Genomic DNA, 22,664 nt, shown 5'->3' with positions numbered 1-22,664 from the left:
TCCAGACCTAGTTGCTCGGCGGACGCCGTAGAATCCGCACTCGTCGGTCGTTGGATGCACCGGAGAAAATCCGCCACACCCGATGCCATCGTCCTCGCGCAGTATTCGAAATGATAACTTGCGGCTCAAGAGCGGATCACCCGATTTCGACAACGATGAGACGGGGGACGACCAGCACATGTGCGACGAGGCCGCAGTGGTGGCGGACGGCTCGATTTCGATGAAAACGGCCGTAACGACAACGGTAGTCCGGAATGTGAAGGCCGTCGACGAGGTGGCCGACGAGGCATCGACCGCTGCCGACGATCGGAGCGATCGAGCCCGGGAGGCTGAGCCCGACCCCCCTCGCGGCCCGGCCGCGGTGATCGCGGCGGCCGTGCGGGACGGCTCGCTCCTACCCACCATGGTGGTGGCGGAGGCCGCTGCGCGGATTGCCGCGGATCGGAAGGCGAACACGGTGAGCGTCGCTCGCGCGGAGCGGGCGATGGCGGAGGCGGCGGCACTGGAGCAGCGGGTCGACCTCGACGTACTGCCACTGGCCGGTGTCCCGGTCGCGATCGAACACGGCATCCCGATCGAAGGCGAGGCGGCCACGGCCGACCATCCGGTGGTGCGTCGGTTGCGTGCCGCGGGTGCGGTGGTCGTCACGGCACCTGAACTCGGCCTGTGGGGCACGACCGACAGCCCGCGCAACCCGTGGAACAACGCGCGCTGCGCGGGCGGCCCATCCGGTGCGGCGGTCGCGGCAGGGCTGGTTCCGGTCGCGTACGGCAGCGACGGTCTCGGCTCGGTGCGCGTGGCCGCGGCCTGCTGTGGAGTGTTCGGGATCAAGCCAGGGCGCTGCACCGTGCCCGTCGTGATCGGCGCCGACGCCTGGTCGGGCATGGTCGAAAACGGTGTGCTCGCGACGACAGTCGGTGACGCGGCGCTCGCACTATCGGTCATGGCGGCGCGACCGGACCTTGCCGAGGTGGATCCACCCGGCCGACTACGCATCGGACTGGCCCTGAATTCACCGTCCCGCCTCTTCCACGTCGATCGGCACTGGATCGCGGCCGCCCGCAGGGCGGGATCGGCTGCCGAGGCTGCGGGCCATATCGTCGAGCCGACCGCGTTGCCCTACGACAACGCTTTGTTCGCGGTCTTTCTGCGCTGGCTGTCCGCCGCCGCAGGACCGGTTCACAGTCGCCTGTCGTGGCGTACTCGCCGCCATGTTGCCCTCGGCCGGTTTGTGCAGCGGCTGGTGCGTCCGGCCCAGATCGACCGGGTGGAGGCGCGATTGCTGGAATTCTTCGACCACTACGACGTGGTGATCACACCCGCGCTCGCCGCCCCACCGCCCACAGTGCGGGCGTGGCACACCTGCCGTCAGCCCGCCTGCGCGCGGTTTTCACCATTCATCCCGCTGTGGAACCTGGTCGGCTGGCCTGCCGCCTCCGTGCCGATGGGCATGCAACCACGTGCGGGCACTCCCGTGGCCGCGCAGCTCTCCGGTCCGCCAGGCAGCGAATCCACCCTGTTGCGACTATCCGCGCAGCTGGAGATCAGCAAACCCTGGCAGCGCATCGCGCCTTGAGCCGCCTCAGACGCTGACCGTGGGCTGCTGTGTGGCGAACCCGCCGTCGACGGCTCGCCCGGCGAATTCGAGGATGGTGGGCCGGCTGTCGTCGGCCCGCCACGCTACGGCGAGCTCGCACGGCGCGAGCCCGGACACCGGGCGCGCGGTCAGGCCGGGCCAGCGGTACATCGGCACGTTGTTCTCGGCAAGCAGGCAGACGCCCAAGCCGAGGCTCACCGCCTCCAACTTGTCCTCGGGCGTCGCGGCCTCTGCGCCGATCTTCGGCTGACGGCCGCCCCGCCCGTCGTTGCCGAGCCAGAAATCGCGCACCGCACCGGCTTCGGTGGGCAGCGCGATGAACGGCTCGTCGAGCAGGTCGGCGAAATCGATGGTCTCCGAACCGGCCAGTGGGTGGTTCTCCGGGAGCAGCACCCAGCGCGCCTCGGTGCGTAGTACCTGCCAGCGGTAGCGGTTCTGGTCCGGCAGCGGTAGCCAGACCAGAGCCAAGTCGGCCTGTCGGCCCGCAAGTCCGCTGGACGGGTCGGTCCACGACGCCGCGTGCAGCGCGAGGCGGTGTCCGCTCGCGCTCTCCAGGTCGTTGAGCAGGCCGCGGCCGAGCGCGGACTGGATGCCGACGCGCAGCACCTCGCCGGCCTCCTGCAGCGAGACGTTCGTGACCTCCCACAGCTCCAGGATCTTGCGAGCGCCTTCGAGCAGCTCCTTACCCGCGACAGTCAGCGCGACACTTCGCTGGTTACGGTCGAACAGCACCACGTCGAGCTGGCGTTCCAGCTGACGGATCTGACGCGACAGGGTGGGTTGAGCGATGTGCAGCCGCTGAGCGGCATTGGTGAAGTGCAGTTCCTCAGCGACGGCGACGAAATACCGCAGGTCGCGCAAATGCGGGTCCATAGCCCCTTGCTATCAGAATCGGTCCTGAATTTCCAGCCATATCAGGCCGGAAAGTTCGGATATTGGCGCCAAAACAGTCGGCAGGTTTGTTAGAGACAGCATATTGGCTGACGTGGTGCTCCGCACCATGAAGTTGGCGAATGTGCGGCATGCGGCAGGACCCTTGCCTGCTCGTCCGCAGTTGAGCGCTTGACCAGCTGAAACGGCGATGTATCCGGATGTTCGATAGCGGGTTGTGGCCGTGTCGTCGTTTGCCGGTGATCGACTGAAGCTCCCGCGTGCAATGTAAGGAGGATCTTATGTGATTTTAGTCACAATAATCACCTGGGCGGCGAATCCCGCGAGCGCAGTCACCCTGACCTTGGACTTCGGCGCGATGATCAGCTTGACAACGGCGTCGGCGATCTCCGCAGGCTCGGTCGCCCGCAGCGGACCTGGCGCGGTGACGCCGGAACCGAGCTCGGTGTTGGTCAGCGTGGGCAGCGCGGAGGACAAGTGCATACACGGCCATGGTGGGGCTGATCGGGCGCGAGCTGGGTGCGCTGGCGGGCCGGGACCCGATCACCGCGCGTTTGCGCGAAACACTGCACGCCTATCTGCGTAGTCACCGCAGCCCGGAGGCCACGGCGAAACTGCTCGGCGTGCACAAGAACACGGTCCGCTATCGGGTTCAGCGGATCGAGGAAGTGCTGGGATATCCGATCGAAGAGCGCAGTCTGCCGCTCGCGGTCGCGTTGGCCCGCGTCGTCGTCTACGGCACCGACGCGCTGCCCTGAATCGGTCGGTTCGGCTACTCTCCGGCGGCGGGTTCGCGCGCGGCGATGCGGCGCAGCGGTGGTTCGGTGGTCGGCGCGACCCTGCGATCGGGCAGTTCCGCGAGCAAGGTGGTGGTCGCCGCCGCGATGGCCGCAACCGCCTTGTCGACGGCCGGTTTGGTGGTCGAGCTCAGGCCGGACACGCCACCGACCTTGCGCACGTACTGCAGTGCGGCGGCATAGATTTCCTGGTCGGTTGCGGCAGGTTCCAGGCCACGCAGGACGGTGATGTTTCTACACATGCGAGAACACTAGCTCCAGAGCACGACATGCGGCAGCGCAAAGAATTAGCTGATGTGAGATTCGGTTCGCCCAGTCGGCGCTGCGCGGGAGACGGACGACACGGAGCCATCCGTGAATACCTAGTTTTCGCCGAGCCGGATAAGGAACAATCGGGGCATGCCTTCGCGCGGTGTACCCACCTTGACGACATTCCCGTACGCGGAGCTCGACGAGCGGGAAGAAGACCATTGGTCCGGCGCCGCAGTCTCCGATGACGAGCTGCGGGCGCTGGCACTCGGCGCCTTCTACTCGGCCCGCTGGGACGCCTTCCATGACGCGCTGCTGCTCGGACCGGAACGCGAGCATCCGCTCGGCGACCGGCGCGAGCTGGCCATCGACACGCTCACCGGCGCATGGGGCATCACCGACGGAACGGAGGCGCAGGCCTCGATGGAGCAGTTGCTGGACGGCATGCACGCGCCGCTCTACGCGCTTGTCCATCCGCTCGTGTCGGCCTCGATCAACGCCAGCGAGCGCGACCGTTTCGGCGAGCGGGCCGACCGGCACCGGGCGTTCCTACGGCAGGTCGGCGCGTTCCGCGGGATGGACAATCCCGAAGCGCTGGTCCGCGACTACGACATCTGGTCGCAGGCGATCAAGATCGGTTTCACGGATCATCTGGCCAGGCCGCTGCCCAGTGACATCCATGCCTGGGATCTGGCAAGGGTGGTCGCGGTGGCCAGGATGGCCTACACCGCCGGCTACATCGAGGCCGACATGGCCTGGGATTATCTGGCGCGCGCGCTGCCGCTGGCGCAGAGCAAGTACCGCAACTGGCGTCAGTTCGGCGACGCCTACCTGACCGGCTGGACCTATTGGCAGGCCTGCGAGGATCTGGCCGAGCTGAAGAACGGCGGCGTCGACCGCCGCAAGGAGCTGCTGCGGCTGTGGCTTCGTCCGACCAGCCCGTGGCGGCGGGTCGCGCTGAACTCAGTTCCCGTCCGGGAGTGAGCGCAGGATGCCGCGGCCGTAGCGCTGGAATTGTGTGTCGTCGACCATGCCGAGGGAGTGCCGCTCGACGAGCAGCTCCCACTCCGAATATAACTGGGCCACACCGGGATCCGCGGGACCGCTGGCGCCGTCGGCGGAATCGCGGCGCACCGCGAAGTTCACCGCGCAGGTGACCCGCTCGGTGTCGGCGCGATCGGTGCCCGTGAAGTGCAATGTCAGATTGCCGTCGTGCACGTCCATGCCCGCTGCGGCGCGCGCCGCGCCGACCTCGCCGGGCGCGAGGGGGGGCGCGTCGGTGGTGCGTGCCCACACGACCGCCGGGATGGGCAGCTCATGGGCGTAGCGCGCGTCGTCGCCGATCGCGATGAACAGCAGTCGTCCCGTCGTTGCGGCGAGCAGGCCGGGGCCGTTGCCCGCTGGCGGGTGCGCGACGGCCACGGCCGTCTCCAGTACATACTCGTCTGGCGTCACGTAACGATGCAGAGCTGCTATCGCCGACTTGGCCTCGCGGCGCGGCGTCATCCTGCGGGTCGCCCGGCCCACGTCCGCCCGGGTAGGACCGTTCCTGCTCCAGGTGGGGGTGGGCGGGTGCAGATCGGGGGCCGCCACGTCGATGCGCTGGGTGGCCAGGATCTGCGTGTTGATCCGGTCGATGATCTCGGCGGCCGCGGGGACGTCGTGCTCGGCGATCAGCACCGGCAGCGGCGTACGGTCCGCGGGCACGCCGGTGAGCACGGGCGTCGGGTAACGCAGGTAGATCTCGATGACGACCGCGTCGTCCGCCCGCCGGTTCAGCCGGACCTTGAGCAGGTCCGAGACCGGAACGTCGAGTACGCGCTCGCCTTCGGACCCTGGACGCAGAACGATCAACCTTCCGCGACCGTGACGCACTATCGCTGTGGGTGTCCGTAGCTCGACTATGTCCATACCCCCTGCGCTCGTGTCGTATTTGCGGCGCTCCCGGGGCCCTTCGTGGTTACGTCGGCTGCCGCCTCGGTGCCCGTCGATCGCGCCGCTCTGTCTGATGAGGGGCGCTCCCGGGGTCCTTCGTGGTTACGCAAGCTACCGCCTCCGTGCCCGTCGCTCCCGCCGCGATGTTGTGTCGTCGCCCACGATAGGCCGAACATGCCATGATTGTTGCCACTTGGAGTAAGCGGACCGGAGAGATCGGGAACCACCGTCGTTCCCCGGCCGTTTACCTCTTTAACTGCACCTGCAGCCGAACTGTGCGATGTATCGACTAGACCGTACGCGGTACCGTGGCATGTCCGCATCCGAACCCCGCGGAACCGGACGCCCAGACGCATCGCAAGTACCGGAGACACCGGAAAGGACTGGCCGCCCCGGCCGACGCTCTATGAACCGCAAGACTGTGTTTCGCACCCTGGCCATAGTCTCGGGCATCTTGCTCGTGATCTATGCGTTCAGCTATTTCGGCAACGACACGCGCGGCTGGAAGAGCGTTGATACATCGGTTGCTCTCAGCCAGCTGAATGACAAGAGCAATGTTCAGAACGTTCAGATCGATGATCGCGAGCAGCAACTGCGCATCGAGCTGAAGAACGGCAACGACGCCACCGGCGGTCAAGCCAAGATCATCGCGAAATATCCGGGCGGCAGCGAAACCTCCGCGCAGATCTTCGACGCCGTCAAGAACTCCGGCGCCAGCTACAACACGGTGGTCAAGCAGGAGAGCTGGTTCACCCAGATCCTGCTGTTCGTATTGCCGATGGTGATCCTGCTCGGCCTGTTCGTCTTCGTGATGGCTCGCATGCAGGGCGGCGGCCGCGGCGGCATGATGGGCTTCGGCAAGTCCAAAGCCAAACAGCTGTCCAAGGACATGCCCAAGACCACGTTCGCCGACGTGGCCGGCGCGGACGAGGCGGTCGAAGAGCTCTACGAAATCAAGGACTTCCTGCAGAATCCGGTCCGCTACCAGGCCCTCGGCGCCAAGATCCCCAAGGGCGTCCTGCTCTACGGGCCGCCGGGTACCGGCAAAACCCTGCTGGCTCGCGCCGTCGCCGGCGAGGCCGGTGTGCCGTTCTTCACCATCTCCGGCTCGGACTTCGTGGAGATGTTCGTCGGTGTCGGCGCCTCCCGCGTGCGTGACCTGTTCGAGCAGGCCAAGCAGAACAGTCCTTGCATCATCTTCGTCGACGAGATCGACGCGGTCGGCCGCCAGCGCGGCGCCGGGCTCGGTGGCGGTCACGACGAGCGCGAGCAAACCCTCAACCAGTTGCTCGTCGAGATGGACGGCTTCGGCGACCGCACCGGCATCATCCTGATCGCCGCGACCAACCGCCCCGACATCCTCGACCCTGCGCTGCTGCGCCCCGGCCGGTTCGACCGGCAGATCCCGGTCAGCAATCCCGACCTGGCGGGCCGCCGCGCCATCCTGCGTGTGCACTCTCAGGGCAAGCCGATCTCGCCCGACGCGGACCTGGAAGGTCTGGCCAAGCGCACCGTCGGTATGTCCGGCGCCGACCTGGCCAACGTGATCAACGAGGCTGCCCTGCTCACCGCCCGCGAGCACGGCGCGGTGATCACCGGCGAACAGCTCGAGGAATCGGTGGACCGCGTAATCGGTGGACCGCGCCGCAAGAGCCGGATCATCAGCGAGCACGAGAAGAAGATCACCGCCTACCACGAGGGTGGCCACACTCTGGCTGCCTGGGCGATGCCGGACATCGAGCCCGTCTACAAGGTCACCATCCTGGCCCGCGGCCGCACCGGCGGCCACGCCATGACGGTGCCCGAGGATGACAAGGGCCTGATGACCCGCTCGGAGATGATCGCCCGCCTGGTCATGGCGATGGGTGGCCGCGCGGCCGAGGAACTGGTGTTCCACGAGCCGACCACCGGCGCCTCCTCCGACATCGACCAGGCCACCAAGATCTCGCGTGCGATGGTCACCGAGTACGGCATGAGCGCCCGCCTCGGCGCGGTCCGCTACGGCCAGGAGCAGGGCGATCCGTTCCTCGGCCGCTCGATGGGCATGGGCTCGGACTACTCGCATGAGGTTGCGGGCGCCATCGACGAGGAGGTGCGCAACCTGATCGAGGCCGCGCACACCGAGGCGTGGGCCATTCTCAACGAGTACCGCGACGTGCTCGACGTGTTGGCCACCGCGCTGCTGGAGCGAGAGACCTTGCACCGCAAGGATTTGGAGCAGATTCTCGCGTCGGTGGAGAAGCGCCCGCGGATCACCGCGTTCAACGACTTCGGCGACCGTGTCCCCTCGGACAAGCCGCCGGTGAAGACTCCGGGCGAGCTGGCCGCCGAGCGCGGTGAGTCGTGGCCGCCTGAGCCGGTCGCGAAGCCGTTGACCGCCGCCGCGCAGCGGGAGCCGCAACCCACCAACGGCTATCCGCCGCACGAGAGCGGATACGGCGGGCCGCCGCAATACGGCCGTCCGACGCCATCCGCCCCTGGATACCCGGCGCCACAGGCGCCTGCGCCGGCCTACCCGCGCCAAGGCACGCATGGTTCGCGGCCGGACTACGGTGCACCGGCGGGCTGGTCGGCCCCCGGCTGGCCGCCGCGGGACGAACCGCAGCAGCAGGGTCAGCCCGGCGGCCGGGTCGACGGGCAGCAACCGCAGCACGGATATCAACCGTGGGGTCCGCAGGGCGGACCGGAGGACGGCTACGAGCATGGTGGGTATGGCGACCATCCCGACTACGACCAACTCGGCCGCGCAAACTCGCACGGCGAGGGCGATAACGGCCAATGGGATGGACCGAACGGTCGGCACTGAGACCGAGGCGGCGTTCGCGGGTCCCTCCGTGGTTATGCAGGCCGCCGCCTCCGGGCCCGTCGCTCGCGCCGCTCTGTCTGATCGGCGGCGCTCCCGGAGCCCTTCGTGGTTACGCGGGCCGCTGCCTTCGGGCCCGTCGCTCGCGCCGCGGCTAGTGACGATTAGGCTCGACCATCGGGGTGTCGAGTTATTGTCGGCACCCGAGATTTTGGAGGTGTCCTCGATTGTCGGCCAACAATCACGGCGGTGGCCACACCCTCGCCCAGTCGGATGGCGCTGAACGCAACGGTGCCGACATCAGCGGGACCGAGCCGGAGATCGTCGCACTGGAAACCGGCAGGTCGTTCGACCAGGCCCGGGCCGAAGCCGCGATCCGGGAGTTGCTGATCGCCGTCGGCGAGGACCCGGAGCGGCCCGGTTTGCTCGAGACGCCCTCTCGCGTCGCGCGCGCGTACCGGGAAATGTTCGCCGGGCTCTACGTCGAGCCGGACTCGGTGCTCAATACCACTTTCGATGAGGGGCACCAGGAGTTGGTGCTGGTCCGCGACATTCCGATGTACTCCACCTGTGAACATCACCTGGTGTCGTTCCACGGCGTCGCCCATGTCGGCTACATCCCCGGTCCGCACGGCCGCGTCACCGGTTTGTCCAAGCTGGCCAGGCTGGTCGATCTGTATGCCAAGCGCCCCCAGGTGCAGGAGCGCCTGACCAGCCAGATCGCCGATGCGTTGATGCGCAAACTGGATCCGCGCGGCGCGATCGTCGTAGTCGAGGCCGAGCACCTGTGCATGGCGATGCGTGGCATCCGCAAGCCGGGTGCGAGCACCACCACCTCGGCGGTGCGCGGGCTGCTTCAGTCCAACGCCGCCTCGCGGGCCGAGGCGCTCGATCTCATCCTGCGGAAGTGAGCGGCCGGCGGTGTCTGGACTGAGGAGCGCAGCGACTGGAGCGACGAGGCAAGGCACCGTCACCGATGGCCCGCGTGCTGCCCGATCAGACGCCGTGAGTGCGGCCGAGGTGACCGGACGCAGGAGCGTCGGCGCGCGCGGCGGCCGCTCCTGCGTGGTGATGGGCGTGGTGAACGTCACCAGCGATTCGTTCTCCGATGGCGGCAGATACCTCGATCCGGAACTGGCCATCGCGCACGGCGTGGAGCTGTACCGGGCGGGCGCGGACATCATCGATGTCGGCGGCGAGTCGACCAGGCCGGGTGCGGTGCGGGTCGATCCGGCCGCCGAGGCCGCGCGGGTGACGCCGGTGATCCGCGGACTCGTCGCGGCGGGCGTGCCGACCAGCGTGGACACCATGCGTGCCGCGGTGGCGGAGGCTGCGATCGACGCCGGGGTGGCGGTGGTGAACGACGTCTCCGGTGGCCGTGCAGACCCCGACATGGTGAAGCTGGTGGCGTCCGCGGACGTCCCGTGGATTCTCATGCACTGGCGGGCGGGCGCCGACTACCGGCACACGGGTCCCGCCGACCACTATGACGACGTTGTCGCCGAGGTGCTGGCTGAGCTGACCGCCCAGGTGGACGTGGCCGTTGCCGCGGGTGTCGACCCGGCCCGGCTGATCCTCGACCCCGGACTCGGCTTCGCGAAGAACGCCGAACACAACTGGGCTCTGCTCGGCGCCCTGCCCGAACTCGTCTCGAACGGGCTGCCGATTCTGGTTGGCGCCTCGCGTAAGCGCTTCCTCGGCGCGCTGCTCGCCGATGACGCGGGGCCGCGTCCGCCGGATGGACGCGAAACAGCCACCGCGACCGTCTCGGCGCTGGCCGCACTGCACGGTGCGTGGGGAGTGCGCGTGCACGACGTGCGCGCCTCACTGGACGCTATCGCCGTTACCGCCGCATGGCAGAACGCCGCCCGGCGCCGATCCTCCGGGCACGATACCATCCGACCGAGTGCGCAAGGAGCTCACTGATGAGCAGATCGCCGGTCCACGCCGAAAACGCTGCGCCGCCGCTGGATTCGCCGATCCGGCGCGGCGCCGACCGGATCGAGCTGCGCGGCCTGCGCGCGTATGGGCACCACGGGGTGTTCGACCACGAGCGCCGCGACGGTCAGGAGTTCCTGGTCGATCTGACCGTGGGGGTGGATTTCGCTGTCGCCGCGGCCTCCGACGAACTGGTGGCCACTGTGGATTACGGCGCGCTGGCCGAGCGCGCCGTACGGATCATCCAGGGCCCGCCGCGCAACCTCATCGAGACCGTGGCGTCGGAGATCGCCGATGACGTGATGACCGATCCTCGGATCAGCTCGGTCGAGGTGGTGGTGCACAAGCCGTCCGCACCGATTCCGCATACCTTCGCCGACGTCCGGGTAGTCACCTCGCGTCACCGCGGGGAGCTCGCCGAATGAGTGACCGAAACCGTGGCCCGGCGTATCAGACGACCGTGTGTGGTACCCCGCGCTTCGCACGGGCAGTGTGCGGGCCCTGGGTGGCGGTGTCTTCCCTCGTCGCTCTGGTCGCTGCGCTCCCTCCGGTCCTCAGTCCGGACACCGCTGGCCCGCCCACAGGGCCGAGTGTCGTGGGGGCGTGCCGGTGAGCCGCGCCGTGTTGTCTATCGGTTCGAATCTGGGCGACCGGCTCGCGCATCTGCGCAGTGTCCTCGACGGGTTCGGGGATCGGGTGCTCGCCGTCTCCGCGGTGTATTCGACCGCGCCTTGGGGCGGCGTCGCGCAGGATGACTTCCTCAACGCTGTTGTGCTGGTGGATGACCCGGCATTCAGGTGTGCGGACTGGCTGCGCCGCGGTCAAGAGCTCGAGCAGGCCGCAGGCCGGGTCCGCGATGTGCGCTGGGGCGCGCGGACGCTCGACGTCGACGTGGTCTGGTGCGCCGAGCTCCGCGACGGCGAGCGGGTCGCCTGCCGCAGCGTCGATCCGAATCTGATCCTGCCGCATCCGCAGGCGCACCTTCGCGCCTTCGTGCTCGTCCCGTGGCTGGACGTAGCGCCGGACGCGATGCTCGAGGTCGATGGCGCGCAGCACCCGGTGGCGGACCTGCTGAACCGGCTCGATCCGGCCGAGCGTGCCGGCGTGCGCCGCACCGAGTTCTCCCTGACGGGTGCGGCGTCGTGAAACTGAAGCCGACCCGTGTCCTGGACCTTGTGGCGAACGTGCTTATCGCCGCGATCGTCGCGTGGGTCGCCACCAGGGTGGCCTATGACAGTTTCCCGCCGATCTCGACTTACGCGGGCGCCTCGCTGTATCCGGTGGCCGCCATCGAGGCTGTGCTCGCGTTTGTGATCCGGGCCAGGGTCAACGATGACGAGATCGGGGATGGCCGCCACCAGCTGCATCCGATCACCGCGGCCCGCGCCGTCGCGTTGGCCAAGGCGTCGCTGCAGGTGGGTTCGATCGCCGCAGGCGTCTGGCTCGGTTTCCTGTGCTGGGTGTTCCCGCAGCGCGGCAGGCTGCGCGCTGCGGCCGCCGACAGCCCCGGTGCGATCGTCGGGATGCTGGCGGGGGTGGCTTTGGTTGCTGCGGCCCTCTGGCTGGAGTACTGCTGCCGGGCTCCTGAGGATCCCACCGATGACCCAGCTACTACATAGCTAGTTTTGCTAACGGAATCACTGAACTGGATTCTGGGCGCGGCTCGCTGTTCAAGCTACCCTGACTGACATGGTTTCACCCTCCCGGAGCAGCACTTCCCGTCGACGGCGGGAAGAGGCGGGAAAATTGTTCATCGGCGTCTTGATTCTGCTCGGTCTGGTTGCCAGCGTTTTCCTGGTTTTCAGCGATAGTGTGCAGTTCGTACGGGTAGGTCTGGTCGCGGCGCTCTGGGCGGCGGCGATCGGCGCGCTGGCCGCGACGAAATACCGCAAGGAAGCGACGATCGATAAGGCCAAGGTCCGCGATCTGCAGACAGTCTACGAATTGCAGCTGGAGCGGGAGGTCACCGCGCGGCGCGAATACGAGCTCGGCCTGGAGGCGCGGGTGCGCGAGGAGGTGGGCGCGGACGCCGCCGAACTCGCGGCATTGCGCGCGGAGCTCAGCGTGCTCCGCCAGAGCCTGCAGCGGTTGTTCGACGGCGATCTGCCGATGGATCGCCCGGCGCTGCGCGCCGACTCGACCCGAATTCAGGAGCTGACCAGCTCGAGCGCGGAATCGACGAACAATAGCTCCGCGAATGCCGGAATGTGGTCGGTCTTCGCAGACCAGCAACCGCATAGCAGTGTCACGCCGGTCTTCGTCCCCGACCATCCCGAGCCGCCGCTGTTCGCCAGCCCCTTCGACGAGCCGGTCACCGCCGAGACCGCGATCGTCTCCCTCGAGGACGACGATGACGAGAGCACCGAGGGCGACGTCGATGACAACCGGTACGCGGAGCCGCGCGGGTGGGCCGACGCCTTCACCGAGGAGCCCGCCGACGAGCCGCCGACCCAGCCCGCGAAGCGAGCCGCCTCGCGTGCCAGTGAGCCCGCCCCGCGCCCTGATCCCGAGCCATGGCCGACCAGGGAGCCCACGGCCGGCGCATCGAGCGCGCGTAGACGCCGCAGGGCCGAGTCCGACGACACACCCTCGCGTCGACTCTCGGTGGCGGAGATCATGGCCAACCTGCAGTCCGAGGAGCGCGAACGGGACTGAAGCGCCCCTTGTCGGTGCACACCACTGCGTCCTAAATCACGGCGCCACCCCGTGGCATCGCCGAACCGCGTGCCGATATTCTCGGGACGTACCGTCCGGTACCCGCATGGCGGGACTGGAACGACATCGAGAGGACAACGTTGACCTCGAGAAGCGTAAATTCCGACAACGCGACTTCGGGCGACCGCGTTTCGAGCGACCTGCGAGCCGCCGCAAGCGGTGCTGTTTCGAGCGACCTGCAAGCAGTCGCAAGCGGTGCTGTTTCGAGCGACCTGCAAGCAGTCGCAAGCGGTGCTGTTTCGAGCGACCTGCAAGCAGTCGCAAGCGGTGCTGTTTCGAGCGACCTGCAAGCAGTCGCAAGCGGTGACCCCGCGCCCGCGCGCCTGACGGTGGGAATCGTCTCGGCGGGACGCGTGGGTTCGGCACTGGGAGCGGCACTAGAGCGCGTCGGGCATGTGGTGTTCGGCGTTGCCGCGATTTCCGATGCCTCGGTGCGGCGCGCGCGGACCCGGCTACCCGACTCGGAGATCTTGCCGATCGAAGAGGTGGCCACCCGCAGCGAGCTGCTGTTGCTCGCCGTTCCCGACTCCGAGCTGGCCGGTCTGGTCCGCGGCTTGGCCGAGACCGGCGTCGTTCGACCGGGCACCATCGTCGCGCACACCTCCGGCGCGAACGGAGTCGGTGTGCTCGCGCCGCTTGCCGAGGTCGGCGCGCTTCCACTGGCGATCCATCCCGCGATGACCTTCACCGGTCACGACGAAGACATGACGCGTTTGGGCAACGCCTGTTTCGGTGTCACTGCCGCCGACGAGGTGGGCTACGCCATCGCGCAGTCGCTCGTGATCGAGATGGGCGGCGAGCCGGTACGCGTGCCGGAGGAGAACCGCGCTCTGTACCACGCCGCGCTCGCGCATGGCAGTAATCACCTGGTCACGGTGATTGTCGACGCGCTGGCAGCGCTGCGCGTAGCGCTGGACGGCCCCGGCTTGCTCGGCCAGCAGATCGTCGACGACCAGCCGAACGGCCTTGCCGAGCGTCTGCTCGCCCCACTTGCCTCGGCGGCGCTGGAGAATGCGTTGCGCCGCGGCCAGGCCGCGCTGACCGGTCCGGTAGCCCGAGGCGACGCCGACGCCGTGGCCGCGCACCTGGCCGCGCTCGCGTCCGTCGACCCGCGTATCGCCGCAGGCTACCGCGCGCTGTCGCTGCGCACCGCGGAACGGGCCGGCGCCACCCGCGCCGTCATCGAGCTGCTGGAAGGACGCTGATGTTCGACCCGAAATTGCGTGGCGCCTACCGGCCGGGTGAGCTGACCGTGCACCACGATCCCGCCGTGCTCACCGCAGTGTCCAACGCCCTGCGCGGCGTCGGCCGCACCATCGCGCTGGTCCCGACCATGGGTGCACTGCACGATGGCCATCTGGAGATCGTGCGGCTGGCCAAGCGGACAAACCAGGTCGTCGTCGTGTCGATCTTCGTGAACCCGTTACAGTTCGGCGCGAACGAGGACTTGGACAAGTACCCGCGCACCCTGGACGCCGACGTCGAGTTGCTGCGCGCGGAGGGCGTCGAGCTGGTGTTCGCGCCGAGCGTGTCCGATATGTACCCGGACGGGCCGCGCACCGCGGTGCACCCCGGTCCGATCGGCGCCGAACTGGAGGGCGCGAGCCGCCCGACCCATTTCGCGGGCATGCTGACCGTGGTTGCCAAGCTGCTGCAGATCGCGCGTCCGACCGAGGCGTTCTTCGGTGAAAAGGACTATCAGCAGCTCACGCTGATCCGGCAGATGGTCCGCGATCTGAACTTCGACGTGAAGATCACTCCGGTGGTCACCGTGCGCGAGCCGGACGGCCTCGCCCTGTCCTCGCGCAACCGCTACCTCGACGCGGCGCAGCGGGAATCGGCGCTCGCACTGTCTGCGGCGCTGTCGGCAGGCAAGCACGCGGGCGGTCTTGGTGCGGACGCGGTGCTCGCCGCCGCACGCCGGGTGCTCGATGCCGCTACCGGCGTCGACCTCGACTACCTGGTGCTGCGCTCGGCCGCCCTCGGCCCCGCACCGGCCACCGGCAACGCCAGGTTGCTGATCGCGGCGAAGGTTGGAGCCACCCGACTCATCGACAACATCGCCGTCACCCTCGGCGCCCCGATCGATGGCCACCCCAATGTCTCAGGTTCGCGTTCCGTGGACACTTCTCAGTTTGCTCCGGCGGCGTCCGATCCCGCCCTGCTCCCACCCGTGAATTAGAAAGGGCGACGCAATGCTGCGCACCATGATGAAGTCGAAGATCCACCGCGCTACCGTGACGCACGCCGACCTGCACTACGTCGGCTCGGTCACCGTGGACCGGGACCTGCTCGACGCCGCCGATCTGTTGGAGGGCGAGCAGGTGTGCATCGTCGACATCGATAACGGCGCTCGGCTGGAGACCTACGTCATCGCGGGTGAGCGTGGCTCGGGCGTGATCGGGATCAACGGGGCTGCAGCCCATCTGGTCCATCCCGGCGATCTGGTTATCCTGATCGCATACGGTCAGATGAACGAGCAGGAACTCGCGGAATACGACCCGAAAGTCGTGTTCGTAGACGAGCGCAACTGCCTGGTCGAGCTGGGTTCGGACCCGGCGCACGCGCCGGAGGGCTCGGGGCTGACCTCGCCGCGCTCCCTGTCCTTCGTGTGACGGCGGACGGACCGGGAATGCTGCTGACCATCGACGTCCGCAACACCAGTATCGAGCTCGGTCTGTTCTCGGGCAGCGGCGCGCATTCGAAATTGGTGCGGCACTGGCGGATCCATACCAATCCGCTGCTGACCGCCGATGAATTCGCCATGCAGGTGCGTGGGCTGGTCGGTGCGCAGCTGGACGAGGTGATCGGCGTTTCCGCGCTCTCGACGGTGCCGCCTGTGCTGCGCGAATTGCGCGGCATGCTCGGTCAGTATTGGGGCCACGTTCCGCACGTGCTGGTGGAACCCGGTGTGCGCACGGGTATTCCGCTGCTGGTGGACAATCCGAAAGAGGTCGGCGCGGACCGCATCGTGAACTGCCTCGCCGCCTATCAGCGTTACACCTCGCCTGCGATCGTCGTCGATTTCGGCACGGCGATCTGTGTGGATCTGGTGTCGAAGAAAGGCGAGTTCCTCGGCGGCATCATCGCGCCCGGCGTGGAGATTTCCACCGAGGCGCTGGTGGAACGAAGCGCGCTGCGCCGTGCCGAGTTGGCCAGGCCGCGTTCGGTGCTGGGGAAGAACAGCATGGAATGCATGCAGTCCGGTGCGGTATTCGGTTTCGCCGGGCTGGTGGACGGCCTGATCGATCGGATTCGCGACGAATTCGACGCGTTCGCGGGCGACGACGTCGCGGTGGTGGCGACCGGCGCGACCGCGCCACTGATCGTCCCGGAATCCGAGACGATCGAGGACCATGATCCGCATCTCACGCTGACCGGCCTTCGGCTTGTATACGAACGCAACCAGCGCCGCAAGGGAAGTGTCTGATATGCGCGGTGTTGGATTTGTCGCATCCCGGGTGCTTGCCCATACTGCGCCGTGTTCTGTTAAGCTCACGTCCGTGTATTTCCGCGTGAGCACCCAGGAGTGTTGTCGAGGCTGACATTGCCTCGACCGATCGAGGCTGAGTACCTGCCCTCGACCGATACCAGCTCCTGGAGATTCGCTCATGCGTTCTTCTGTTCTTTCCCTTTCTTCCGCGCGTGACGGTTTCTCGGCCACTCCACCAGTGGAGCGCTCGGTGGCGCCTGCACTGCCGACTCGGCTGCGTCCGGCCGATTTGCTGCGGCTGACCGACGAAGGCGCGGAGGATGTGCTGGCCGGCCGCTTCGACCATCTGCTTCCCGCGAACGGTATTTGGCCGGCCGACGAGCGGTGGGCGACCAGATTGCTCACCGACGACGAAGTCGATGTCTGGCTGATCAGCTGGACGCCGGGCAAGTCCACCGAACTGCACGACCATGCCGGATCGCTCGGCGCGCTGACCGTGCTCAGCGGCGCTCTCTCCGAATACCGCTGGAATGGAACGGGATTGCGCCACCGCACACTCACGGCAGGTGATCAGGCGTCGTTCCCGATCGGCTGGGTGCATGACGTGATGCGCGCGCCAACGGCCGCCGCCGCCGAATCCGCGGGCCCGCTCGATCCGACGCTCAGCGTCCATGCCTATTCCCCGCCGCTCACCGCCATGTCCTATTACGAGGTCACCGGCCACGGAACCCTGCGGCGCACCCGAACTGTTCTCACCGATCAGCCCGAAGGTGATATGTAATGACCCGTTTGACCGTTGACCAGATGCTGGAGAACGCACGGGCCCAGCTGACTCGGATCTACGCCTTCGAATTGCCGCGCGCGCTCGCCAGGGGCGCAATTCTGGTGGACATCCGTCCGCAGGCGCTGCGCGGGCGCGAGGGCACCCTACCCGGCGCCTTGGTGATCGAGCGCAATGTCCTGGAATGGCGGCTCGATCCCGCCAGTTCCGCCAGGCTGGCCTTGGCCGCGGATCACGACGTGGAGTGGATCGTCGTCTGCTCGGAGGGCTTTACCTCCAGCCTGGCCGCCGCCGCCCTGCAACAACTCGGACTGCACCGGGCAACCGACCTGGTCGGGGGCTATCAGGCATTGAAGGCGGCAGGGCTGCTGAACGTCGCCGTGCGTGCACCGCACTTCGTGCGCGAGGCCGACGCACTCGCCTCGCTGTAAATCACTCGGTCACTTCCATCTCGAATTAGCCGGGCGTCCAGGTGTTTTCGGGCACCGATCGATGCGTTCCCGCGATTTCGGGTGTCGACCGTAGCTGGGGCGGGCCCGCACTTCGTCGCGCAACCGATACCGATTCGTTACTCCCGCGTAGAGATCGGGCGGCGCGCAAAACGGTTTCCGGTGCACGCTAGGGTTGTTCGATGTGAGCACCCCCAACTCTGCCTCCCCCCGCGGATCTACGTCGGATTCGCGGCCTGCCGTGGCGCTCGACGCCGACGACGCCCCGGAGCAGACACGGATTCGCCGCGAGAAGCGGGAGCGGCTGCTCGCGGCCGGTGGTGAGGCCTATCCGGTGGTCGTGCCGCGCACGCATACCCTGGCCGAAATTCGGGCCGCATATCCCGACCTGGTTGCGGACACCGCTACCGGGCAGCAGGTGGGTGTCGCCGGACGCGTCATATTCATGCGCAATACCGGCAAGTTGTGTTTTGCGACCTTGCAAGAGGGCGATGGCACCAAGCTGCAGGCGATGATCAGCCTGAACGGTGTCGGCGCGGACTCTCTTGCCGCATGGAAGGCCGATGTAGACCTCGGTGACTTCGTTTTCGTGCAGGGCGAGGTGATCTCCTCCCGGACCGGGGAGTTGAGCGTTATGGCCGATTCCTGGTTCATGGCAGCCAAGGCACTGCGGCCGCTGCCGGTGGCGCACAAGGAGATGAACGAGGAGTCGCGGGTCAGGCAGCGCTACGTCGATCTGATCGTCCGCCCTGAGGCCAGGGAAATGGCGCGCACTCGAATCGCCGTGGTCCGCGCGCTGCGCAATGCGCTGGAGCGCAGAGAATTCCTCGAGGTGGAGACGCCTATGCTGCAGACGCTGCACGGCGGAGCGGCGGCCAGGCCGTTCGTTACTCATTCCAACTCACTCGATATGCAGCTCTACCTGCGCATCGCGCCCGAGCTGTTCCTGAAGCGCTGCGTGGTCGGCGGCTTGGAGCGGGTCTTCGAGATCAACCGGAACTTCCGCAACGAGGGCGCGGACTCCACGCATTCCCCCGAGTTCGCGATGCTGGAGACCTACCAGGCGTACGGCACCTATGACGACTCGGCGACGATGATCCGGGAATTGGTGCAGGAAGTGGCCCAGGAGGTGTTCGGAACACAGGTGGTCACGCTCGCCGACGGAACCGAATACGATCTGCGCGGGGAGTGGGCGACCGTCGAGATGTATCCCTCCCTGTCGGATGCACTGGGTGTCGCCGTCACCCCGGATACTTCGGTTGTCGAATTACTGGCACTTGCTGATCGGGTCGGTCTGGAAATTCCGGAGGACAAGGGCTACGGCCACGGGAAACTTGTCGAGGAACTGTGGGAACACCAGTATGGCGACAAGCTGTACGCGCCGACTTTCGTGCGGAACTTCCCAGTGGAGACTTCGCCGCTGACCAGGCAGCATCGCAGCGAAGCAGGCGTCACCGAGAAGTGGGATCTCTATGTGCGTGGCTTCGAGTTGGCCACGGGCTATTCGGAGTTGGTCGACCCGGTGATCCAGCGCGAGCGGTTCGTGGATCAGGCTCGGCTTGCCGCACAGGGTGACGACGAGGCGATGGCACTGGATGAGGACTTCCTCGCCGCGATGGAGCACGGCATGCCGCCGACCACCGGAACCGGTATGGGAATCGATCGGTTGTTGATGGCGCTGACGGGATTGGGAATCCGAGAAACGATACTGTTCCCAATTGTGCGTCCGGTCACTCGCTGATCACTGGATTGCAAAGTAGCGGCTCCGTCTTGGAATTTCCGGAATTCGAGGTATTCTTGCCTCGGGTAATCGGCCTAGTATGCGGGTCGCACGATTTCGAGAGGACGTTCATCTCATGGCAAAGAAGGTCACCGTTAGCCTGATCGACGATGTCGACGGTGAGTCCATCGCAGACGAGACCATCGAGTTTGCGATCGACGGTGTGTCGTACGAGATCGACTTGTCGACGGCAAATGCGTCAAAGCTGCGCGACGGTCTGGAAGAGTGGGTTTCGAATGCGCGTCGGGTGAGTGGTCGGCGCAGGGTCAAGGCCGCCGCGGCCGCGGCGGGTACACCGAAGAGTCGGGTCTCCATCGACCGGGAACAAAGCGCCGCAATTCGCGAGTGGGCGCGCCGTAATGGACACAAGGTGTCTGCGCGGGGCCGCATCTCCGCCGACATCACCGACGCGTACAACAAGGCCGCGAAGGGATAGTTGTATTTTTTCGGCCGCCGTCCCGGCGAATCGTGCGACGTCGGGGCGGCGGTCTTGTTCGTGATAGGGCTTCGATATAGCTGCACGACCGGATGGCACTGTGGCCCATGATGGCGGACGATCGATCTTGCCCGCGGTAACCGAACGCGGCACCATGGAAACGTGCGACGGTCACTGGCGGTATGGAGAGGCGAGGTATCGACGCAGTGACAGGATTCGTCGGATCATTCTTGCGGTTCACCGATGACACGGGTCGCCAGCAGGAGTTCCCCCTCACGCCCGAGCACGGACGCGTCACGATCGGCCGTTCCCAGCATGCCGATCTCGCTCTGAGCTGGGACGCGGAGGTCTCCCGTCTGCACGCCGCTGTCGAGTACCTGGGCGCGCACTGGACCATCGTCGACGACGGCCTTTCCCGCAACGGCACTTTCGTGAACGGCGACCGACTGGTCGGCAGGCGCAGGCTGATGGCGGGAGACGTCATCCGGGTCGGCACATCGCGCGTTTCCTTTCACGATTTCGGCGGCGTCCCCGACGACATCACGCGCGTCTCGACCGGCTCGATTCCCACGGCCCGATCGCTCACCGAGACCCAGCGTTCGGTGCTGATTGCGCTGTGCCGCCCATACAAGCACGGCGCGGGTTTCGCCACCCCCGCCTCCAATCAGCAGATCGCTGAAGAGTTGTTCCTCAGCGTCGATGCGATCAAGACCCACCTGCGCGCGCTGTTCGCCAAATTCGGCGTGGAAAATCTGCCACAGAACCAGAAACGCGTACGCCTGGCAGAACTGGCCATGCAGAGCGGTCTCATTTCCGATCGGGATCTGTGAGACATCTCCCGTAGACGCTCGCACAGCCGGTCGAGCTTTTCGACCATGGCGGCCGGCAGGGAAAGCGGCTTGACTCGGAACAAGCAACCGGAGCGATATATCGACTCCGGTCCGTTCCGGGCAGGAGGAAGTCATGACGGCCGCACGTCTCGCCGCACTGGTGGTTGCCACGCTGGCGACGGGCCTGATCGCAGGCCTTTTCTATGGATACGCCAATTCGGTGATGCCCGCGCTCGGACGCGCCGACGATCGCGCCATGATCGACGTGATGCAGAAGATCAACCTGGTGATCATCAATCCCTGGTTCATGATCGGGTTTCTCGGCACCGTCGGGTTCACGATCCTGGCCGCGGGGCTGCATCTGGGCAAGGAGCATCGGACCACGCTGATCTGGATCGTGGCGGCGCTGGTGCTCAACGTGATCGCCTTCGCGGTGACCTCCGGGTTGAACGTCCCGCTGAACGACCAGCTGGCCGCGGCGGGCGATCCCGCGTCCAGCATCGACCTCGTCGCGGTCCGCGCCGATTTCGAGACCGCCTGGGTTCGTTGGAACATCGTCCGTGCCGTGTTCCACAGCCTGGCCTTCCTGGTGCTGTGCGGAGCGCTGTTCGTGGCGGGCATCCAGCAGGGCAGGTCGACGGTGGCAGAAAGCGTGGCAGGCCGGCACGCGGCGCAGGGGCACCCTGATCAGGTCGGTACATCAGCGCACTACCAGAACTAGTTTTACGAACAACACGCCGGAATCGGCCCCGCCTCGGACACGCTCTGCGGTAGCTTCCTGGAACCCCACCCTTCCAGATCTGGAGGCTAATGTGCGGCGTGTCTCGGGCTTTTCATTACTGATCGTCCTGCTCGCCGCGCTTTGCGCCGGCACGGCGGGTTCGGCGCACGCGGATCGATATCCGGTCGTCTACAACTTCTTCGAGGGCCTCCCGGCAGAGCTGGCGCATCCGGGCGGTTCGCTGCCCGGCACCAACGATTGGTCCTGCCGGCCGAGTGCGGCGCACCCGAACCCCGTGGTTCTCGCGCACGGTACCGGCGGTGGCGCACAGACGAATTGGGGCGTGTATGCGCCGTTGCTCGCCAACGAGGGCTACTGTGTCTTCTCGGCCACCTACGGCGCCTACGACCTGCCCTGGCCCATTTCCGCTATCGGCGGGATGCTTCCGATCGAGCAGAGCGCACCGCAGTTCGCCGCCTTCGTGCGGCGGGTGCTCGCTACCACCGGGGCGGCAAAGGTCGATATCGTCGCCCACTCCCAGGGCAACTTCATCGGCAACTACTTCGTCAAGCGACTCGGCGGAGCGGTCGAGGTGGACAAACTGGTCGGATTGGCTCCGCCGTGGCTGGGCTCGAACGCCGGGGGTTTGGCCGAGCTGGCCGAGTACAGCGCACGCATGGGCGCGAAACCAGCCTTCGACGCGCTCACCGGGTTGGTGTGTCAGGCCTGCCGACAGGCGGTCCGTGGATCGGACTTCGTGCGCGCGCTGAACGAGGATGGCGTCTACCACCCGAGCGTGACCTACACGAACATCGCGACCGGACTGGACGAGTCGGTGGTGCCCTACACCGCCGGGCTGGTTCCCGGACCGAACGTGACGAATATCGTCGTCCAGGACGGCTGCGCCACGGACCACTCCGAGCACTTGGCCATCGCGAGCAGCCCGAGGGCTGCCGCGTACATGCTCAACGCGCTCGACCCGGCGCATCCGCGCCCGGTGCCCTGTGTTTACGTCGCGCCGTTCACCGGGTGAGCGGCCGTGGTCGGCGGGATGACGCGGGCAGCGGTCATCGGACACCGCTGTTCGCTGAGGGCAAAACCTGGTCGGAAACGAATCGCGCAATCCTCACGTTATGAGTGAATGACCATGCTGTCGTCGGTCGACAATAGGGTAGACCGGCGACAGCGAAATCCTCCGCCAACTAGAGTGGAGGCGGGGGCCACGACCCCCGGGCTTCATGGCAGGCTGACGCCCACGGTTGTTACACAGCACACTGCGGCGTCTGTTGCCAGAATGTCGGAGCAGGAG

At 66.9% G+C, this 22,664-nt stretch carries 25 protein-coding genes; 21 read left to right on the top strand and 4 right to left on the bottom strand.

The window, feature by feature from the left end; all coding sequences use genetic code 11:
* The first annotated feature begins 118 nt into the window (after window positions 1-118).
* Window positions 119-1,576 (top strand): amidase, encoded by a 1,458-nt coding sequence (locus AB4Z47_RS09900; protein ID WP_441949690.1) that lies wholly within the window; start codon window positions 119-121, stop codon window positions 1,574-1,576.
* A gap of 6 nt (window positions 1,577-1,582) precedes the next feature.
* Here the strand turns inward: AB4Z47_RS09900 and AB4Z47_RS09895 are convergent, their stop codons facing one another.
* Window positions 1,583-2,470, bottom strand: coding sequence for a LysR substrate-binding domain-containing protein (locus AB4Z47_RS09895; protein ID WP_441949689.1), 888 nt, complete (start codon window positions 2,468-2,470; stop codon window positions 1,583-1,585).
* Window positions 2,471-2,767: 297 nt separating this feature from the next.
* Entirely contained in the window at window positions 2,768-2,971 is a 204-nt protein-coding gene (locus tag AB4Z47_RS09890; RefSeq protein WP_441949688.1) for a hypothetical protein, read from the bottom strand.
* An 8-nt stretch (window positions 2,972-2,979) separates the two neighbouring features.
* Here AB4Z47_RS09890 and AB4Z47_RS09885 point away from each other — a divergent pair, with 8 nt between their 5' ends.
* The gene (locus tag AB4Z47_RS09885; protein ID WP_441949687.1) at window positions 2,980-3,246 is read left to right on the top strand and encodes a helix-turn-helix domain-containing protein; all 267 of its coding nucleotides are present in this window, start codon (window positions 2,980-2,982) and stop codon (window positions 3,244-3,246) included.
* A gap of 14 nt (window positions 3,247-3,260) precedes the next feature.
* Here AB4Z47_RS09885 and AB4Z47_RS09880 read toward each other — a convergent pair whose 3' ends face one another.
* Window positions 3,261-3,527, bottom strand: coding sequence for a DUF2277 domain-containing protein (locus AB4Z47_RS09880; RefSeq protein WP_357262587.1), 267 nt, complete (start codon window positions 3,525-3,527; stop codon window positions 3,261-3,263).
* Between the two features lie 157 nt (window positions 3,528-3,684).
* On the opposite strand from AB4Z47_RS09880, the gene AB4Z47_RS09875 reads away from it, so the two are divergent.
* Window positions 3,685-4,518 (top strand): DUF1266 domain-containing protein, encoded by an 834-nt coding sequence (locus tag AB4Z47_RS09875; protein ID WP_441949685.1) that lies wholly within the window; start codon window positions 3,685-3,687, stop codon window positions 4,516-4,518.
* Here the strand turns inward: AB4Z47_RS09875 and AB4Z47_RS09870 are convergent.
* On the bottom strand, window positions 4,498-5,388 hold the full coding sequence (locus tag AB4Z47_RS09870; RefSeq protein WP_441949684.1) for a hypothetical protein: 891 nt from the start codon (window positions 5,386-5,388) through the stop codon (window positions 4,498-4,500). The genes AB4Z47_RS09875 and AB4Z47_RS09870 overlap by 21 nt on opposite strands.
* Before the next feature lie 487 nt (window positions 5,389-5,875).
* Here AB4Z47_RS09870 and ftsH point away from each other — a divergent pair, with 487 nt between their 5' ends.
* The 18 genes from ftsH (at window position 5,876) to AB4Z47_RS09780 (ending at window position 22,388) form a co-directional block, all read left to right on the top strand.
* Window positions 5,876-8,275 (top strand): ATP-dependent zinc metalloprotease FtsH, encoded by a 2,400-nt coding sequence (ftsH, locus tag AB4Z47_RS09865; protein WP_441949683.1) that lies wholly within the window; start codon window positions 5,876-5,878, stop codon window positions 8,273-8,275.
* A gap of 296 nt (window positions 8,276-8,571) precedes the next feature.
* Complete coding sequence (gene folE, locus AB4Z47_RS09860; RefSeq protein ID WP_441949776.1) at window positions 8,572-9,183, top strand: GTP cyclohydrolase I FolE; 612 nt, start codon at window positions 8,572-8,574, stop codon at window positions 9,181-9,183.
* 160 nt (window positions 9,184-9,343) lie between these two features.
* Window positions 9,344-10,198 (top strand): dihydropteroate synthase, encoded by an 855-nt coding sequence (gene folP, locus AB4Z47_RS09855; protein WP_441949774.1) that lies wholly within the window; start codon window positions 9,344-9,346, stop codon window positions 10,196-10,198.
* On the top strand, window positions 10,198-10,635 hold the full coding sequence (gene folB / locus AB4Z47_RS09850; protein ID WP_441949682.1) for a dihydroneopterin aldolase: 438 nt from the start codon (window positions 10,198-10,200) through the stop codon (window positions 10,633-10,635). The genes folP and folB overlap by 1 nt, the downstream gene beginning before the upstream one ends.
* 184 nt (window positions 10,636-10,819) lie before the next feature.
* On the top strand, window positions 10,820-11,356 hold the full coding sequence (folK, locus tag AB4Z47_RS09845) for a 2-amino-4-hydroxy-6-hydroxymethyldihydropteridine diphosphokinase (protein WP_441949681.1): 537 nt from the start codon (window positions 10,820-10,822) through the stop codon (window positions 11,354-11,356).
* A 2-nt stretch (window positions 11,357-11,358) separates the two neighbouring features.
* Window positions 11,359-11,829, top strand: coding sequence for a DUF3180 domain-containing protein (locus tag AB4Z47_RS09840; RefSeq protein WP_441949772.1), 471 nt, complete (start codon window positions 11,359-11,361; stop codon window positions 11,827-11,829).
* A gap of 70 nt (window positions 11,830-11,899) precedes the next feature.
* The gene (locus tag AB4Z47_RS09835) at window positions 11,900-12,865 is read left to right on the top strand and encodes a DUF6779 domain-containing protein (protein ID WP_441949680.1); all 966 of its coding nucleotides are present in this window, start codon (window positions 11,900-11,902) and stop codon (window positions 12,863-12,865) included.
* A gap of 344 nt (window positions 12,866-13,209) precedes the next feature.
* Entirely contained in the window at window positions 13,210-14,130 is a 921-nt protein-coding gene (locus AB4Z47_RS09830; protein WP_441949771.1) for a Rossmann-like and DUF2520 domain-containing protein, read from the top strand.
* A complete protein-coding gene (gene panC, locus AB4Z47_RS09825; RefSeq protein WP_441949678.1) occupies window positions 14,130-15,107 on the top strand; it encodes a pantoate--beta-alanine ligase in 978 nt (325 codons plus the stop codon). The genes AB4Z47_RS09830 and panC overlap by 1 nt, the downstream gene beginning before the upstream one ends.
* Before the next feature lie 13 nt (window positions 15,108-15,120).
* Window positions 15,121-15,540 (top strand): aspartate 1-decarboxylase, encoded by a 420-nt coding sequence (gene panD, locus AB4Z47_RS09820; RefSeq protein ID WP_441949677.1) that lies wholly within the window; start codon window positions 15,121-15,123, stop codon window positions 15,538-15,540.
* A 17-nt stretch (window positions 15,541-15,557) separates the two neighbouring features.
* Window positions 15,558-16,355, top strand: a complete 798-nt coding sequence (locus AB4Z47_RS09815) for a type III pantothenate kinase (protein WP_441949769.1) — start codon at window positions 15,558-15,560, stop codon at window positions 16,353-16,355.
* Between the two features lie 181 nt (window positions 16,356-16,536).
* Complete coding sequence (locus AB4Z47_RS09810) at window positions 16,537-17,139, top strand: cysteine dioxygenase (protein ID WP_441949675.1); 603 nt, start codon at window positions 16,537-16,539, stop codon at window positions 17,137-17,139.
* Window positions 17,140-17,147: 8 nt separating this feature from the next.
* Window positions 17,148-17,570, top strand: coding sequence for a rhodanese-like domain-containing protein (locus AB4Z47_RS09805; protein ID WP_441949767.1), 423 nt, complete (start codon window positions 17,148-17,150; stop codon window positions 17,568-17,570).
* Between the two features lie 259 nt (window positions 17,571-17,829).
* A complete protein-coding gene (gene lysS / locus AB4Z47_RS09800) occupies window positions 17,830-19,329 on the top strand; it encodes a lysine--tRNA ligase (RefSeq protein ID WP_441949766.1) in 1,500 nt (499 codons plus the stop codon).
* 115 nt (window positions 19,330-19,444) lie between these two features.
* Window positions 19,445-19,804 carry a histone-like nucleoid-structuring protein Lsr2 gene (locus AB4Z47_RS09795; RefSeq protein WP_441949674.1) on the top strand — a complete coding sequence of 120 codons (360 nt, stop codon included), beginning with the start codon at window positions 19,445-19,447 and terminating at the stop codon, window positions 19,802-19,804.
* Between the two features lie 182 nt (window positions 19,805-19,986).
* The gene (locus AB4Z47_RS09790) at window positions 19,987-20,634 is read left to right on the top strand and encodes an FHA domain-containing protein (protein WP_441949673.1); all 648 of its coding nucleotides are present in this window, start codon (window positions 19,987-19,989) and stop codon (window positions 20,632-20,634) included.
* Between the two features lie 133 nt (window positions 20,635-20,767).
* Window positions 20,768-21,355: an anthrone oxygenase family protein gene (locus tag AB4Z47_RS09785; RefSeq protein WP_441949671.1), complete on the top strand. Its 588-nt coding sequence runs from the start codon at window positions 20,768-20,770 to the stop codon at window positions 21,353-21,355.
* A gap of 91 nt (window positions 21,356-21,446) precedes the next feature.
* Window positions 21,447-22,388, top strand: a complete 942-nt coding sequence (locus tag AB4Z47_RS09780; RefSeq protein WP_441949669.1) for an esterase/lipase family protein — start codon at window positions 21,447-21,449, stop codon at window positions 22,386-22,388.
* Window positions 22,389-22,664 lie beyond the last annotated feature (276 nt).

It is taken from the genome of Nocardia sp. 2TAF39 (assembly GCF_052114905.1).
Classification (GTDB): domain Bacteria; phylum Actinomycetota; class Actinomycetes; order Mycobacteriales; family Mycobacteriaceae; genus Nocardia.
This window is presented reverse-complemented; position numbering and strand designations above follow the sequence as displayed.

Bases quoted from the DNA above. Each gene is read 5' to 3' on its own strand.
- AB4Z47_RS09810 (WP_441949675.1), top strand. From the start codon at position 16,537: ATGCGTTCTTCTGTTCTTTCCCTTTCTTCCGCGCGTGACGGTTTCTCG.
- AB4Z47_RS09875 (WP_441949685.1), top strand. From the start codon at position 3,685: ATGCCTTCGCGCGGTGTACCCACCTTGACGACATTCCCGTACGCGGAG.
- AB4Z47_RS09795 (WP_441949674.1), top strand. From the start codon at position 19,445: ATGGCAAAGAAGGTCACCGTTAGCCTGATCGACGATGTCGACGGTGAG.
- folB (WP_441949682.1), top strand. From the start codon at position 10,198: ATGAGCAGATCGCCGGTCCACGCCGAAAACGCTGCGCCGCCGCTGGAT.
- AB4Z47_RS09885 (WP_441949687.1), top strand. From the start codon at position 2,980: ATGGTGGGGCTGATCGGGCGCGAGCTGGGTGCGCTGGCGGGCCGGGAC.
- AB4Z47_RS09835 (WP_441949680.1), top strand. From the start codon at position 11,900: ATGGTTTCACCCTCCCGGAGCAGCACTTCCCGTCGACGGCGGGAAGAG.
- ftsH (WP_441949683.1), top strand. From the start codon at position 5,876: ATGAACCGCAAGACTGTGTTTCGCACCCTGGCCATAGTCTCGGGCATC.
- AB4Z47_RS09790 (WP_441949673.1), top strand. From the start codon at position 19,987: ATGGAGAGGCGAGGTATCGACGCAGTGACAGGATTCGTCGGATCATTC.
- AB4Z47_RS09880 (WP_357262587.1), bottom strand. From the start codon at position 3,527: ATGTGTAGAAACATCACCGTCCTGCGTGGCCTGGAACCTGCCGCAACC.
- folP (WP_441949774.1), top strand. From the start codon at position 9,344: ATGGGCGTGGTGAACGTCACCAGCGATTCGTTCTCCGATGGCGGCAGA.
- AB4Z47_RS09785 (WP_441949671.1), top strand. From the start codon at position 20,768: ATGACGGCCGCACGTCTCGCCGCACTGGTGGTTGCCACGCTGGCGACG.
- AB4Z47_RS09895 (WP_441949689.1), bottom strand. From the start codon at position 2,470: ATGGACCCGCATTTGCGCGACCTGCGGTATTTCGTCGCCGTCGCTGAG.
- panC (WP_441949678.1), top strand. From the start codon at position 14,130: ATGTTCGACCCGAAATTGCGTGGCGCCTACCGGCCGGGTGAGCTGACC.
- AB4Z47_RS09815 (WP_441949769.1), top strand. From the start codon at position 15,558: ATGCTGCTGACCATCGACGTCCGCAACACCAGTATCGAGCTCGGTCTG.
- AB4Z47_RS09890 (WP_441949688.1), bottom strand. From the start codon at position 2,971: ATGCACTTGTCCTCCGCGCTGCCCACGCTGACCAACACCGAGCTCGGT.
- panD (WP_441949677.1), top strand. From the start codon at position 15,121: ATGCTGCGCACCATGATGAAGTCGAAGATCCACCGCGCTACCGTGACG.